At 74.0% G+C, this 1,505-nt stretch carries 2 protein-coding genes; both read right to left on the bottom strand.

All coding sequences use genetic code 11. The features are described from left to right. Positions 1 to 180: 180 nt before the first annotated feature. Positions 181 to 957, bottom strand: coding sequence for an enoyl-CoA hydratase (locus tag ABZ641_RS36965; RefSeq protein ID WP_095872351.1), 777 nt, complete (start codon positions 955 to 957; stop codon positions 181 to 183). A gap of 111 nt (positions 958 to 1,068) precedes the next feature. Next, positions 1,069 to 1,505 (bottom strand): enoyl-CoA hydratase/isomerase family protein (locus ABZ641_RS36960; protein ID WP_359988951.1); only part of this gene is annotated, 437 nt, incomplete at its 5' end.

The raw sequence follows: 1,505 nt of genomic DNA, 5'->3' as shown, positions 1-1,505 counted from the left end.
CCGCGGCCGCGGCGGGTGCGGGCGGCGGGGCGTCGGCCGGTGCGGCCCCACCGTTCCGGCGCCGGCGGAAGAAACTCCACATGGTCGAACCCCCCTGCTGTCGCGAGCTGCGATCGTCGCAGGCAGCGGCCCCGGTGCGCAATGGATCGCACACCGGGGCCGGGCGGGGCCGACGGGCCGTCAGCGGCCCTGGAACTCGGGCTTGCGCTTCTCGGCGAAGGCGGCCATGCCCTCCTTCTGGTCGGCCGTGGCGAAGGCCGCGTGGAACAGCCGGCGCTCGAAGCGGACGCCCTCGGCGAGGGTGGTCTCGAAGGCGCGGTTGACGCTCTCCTTCATCATCACCGCGGCCGGCGCCGACATCGCGGCGACGGTCTCCGCGACGGCCATCGCCTCGGTCAGCAGGTCGGCGGCGGGGACGATCCGGGAGACCAGGCCGGCCCGCTCGGCCTCCTCGGCGCCCATCATCCGGCCGGTCAGGCAGAGCTCCATCGCCTTGGCCTTGCCGACGGCGCGGGTGAGCCGCTGCGAGCCGCCGATGCCGGGGATCACGCCGAGCTTGATCTCCGGCTGGCCGAACTTCGCGGTGTCGGCGGCGATCAGGATGTCGCAGAGCATGGCGAGCTCGCAGCCGCCGCCGAGGGCGAAGCCGGCGACCGCGGCGACCACCGGCTTGCGGAGCTGGCCGAGCCGGTCCCACGGGCCGAGCCAGTCGTCCAGGTAGACGTCGGGGAAGCGGTTGCCCTGCATCTCCTTGATGTCGGCACCGGCCGCGAAGGCCTTCTCCGAGCCGGTGACGACCAGACAGCCGATCTCCGGGTCACGGTCGAAGGCGGTGGCGGCGGCCACGACCTCGTTCATCAGCTGCGTGTTCAGCGCGTTGAGCGCCTTCGGCCGGTTGAGCGTGATGATGCCGACCCGGCCCTTGCGGTCCACCAGGATCGTCTCGTACTCGGTCATCGTCCTTGACTCCCTTCGCTGCGCCGCCGCTCGGCGCGCGTCCTGACGGTGGATACGATCTCCGACCGACCGGTCGGTGCGCCAGTCTCGCCAGGCGAGACGGTCGTCACCTCAGGCCGGACCCAGGCCGAGCGGGTCGCCGGTCGGTACGAAGAAGCGGGCCACGTCCTCGGCGGTGACGTCGGCGAGCGCGGCCGGCTTCCACTGCGGGTCGCGGTCCTTGTCGACCACCTGGGCGCGGATCCCCTCGACCAGGTCGTGCGAGTCCAGCGCGGCGCAGGAGATCACGTACTCCTGCTCCAGGGTCTCGCCGAGGCTGCGGTGGCCGCGGGCCCGGCGCAGCGCGGCGAGGGTGACCTTGAGGGCGGTCGGCGACTTGGCGCGGATCTCCGCGGCGGCCGCGGCCGCCGCGGGCTCGCCGGCGGCGTCGAGCCGGTCGAGGATCTCCTCGACGGTGTCGGGGGCGTAGCAGTGGTCGATCCACCCGCGGTGCCCGGCGAGGGCGGCGGCCGGCGGTTCGGCGGCGTGCGCGGCGAGCGCCTCGGCCG

Source organism: Kitasatospora sp. NPDC007106 (assembly GCF_040634455.1).
GTDB lineage: Bacteria > Actinomycetota > Actinomycetes > Streptomycetales > Streptomycetaceae > Kitasatospora > Kitasatospora arboriphila.
The sequence above is the reverse complement of the archived record's forward strand: the minus strand, read 5'-3'. Positions and strand labels throughout refer to the sequence as shown.

What these genes read in the sequence shown, in the direction of transcription:
- ABZ641_RS36965 (WP_095872351.1), bottom strand. Translation starts at nt 957, where the DNA reads ATGACCGAGTACGAGACGATCCTGGTGGACCGCAAGGGCCGGGTCGGC.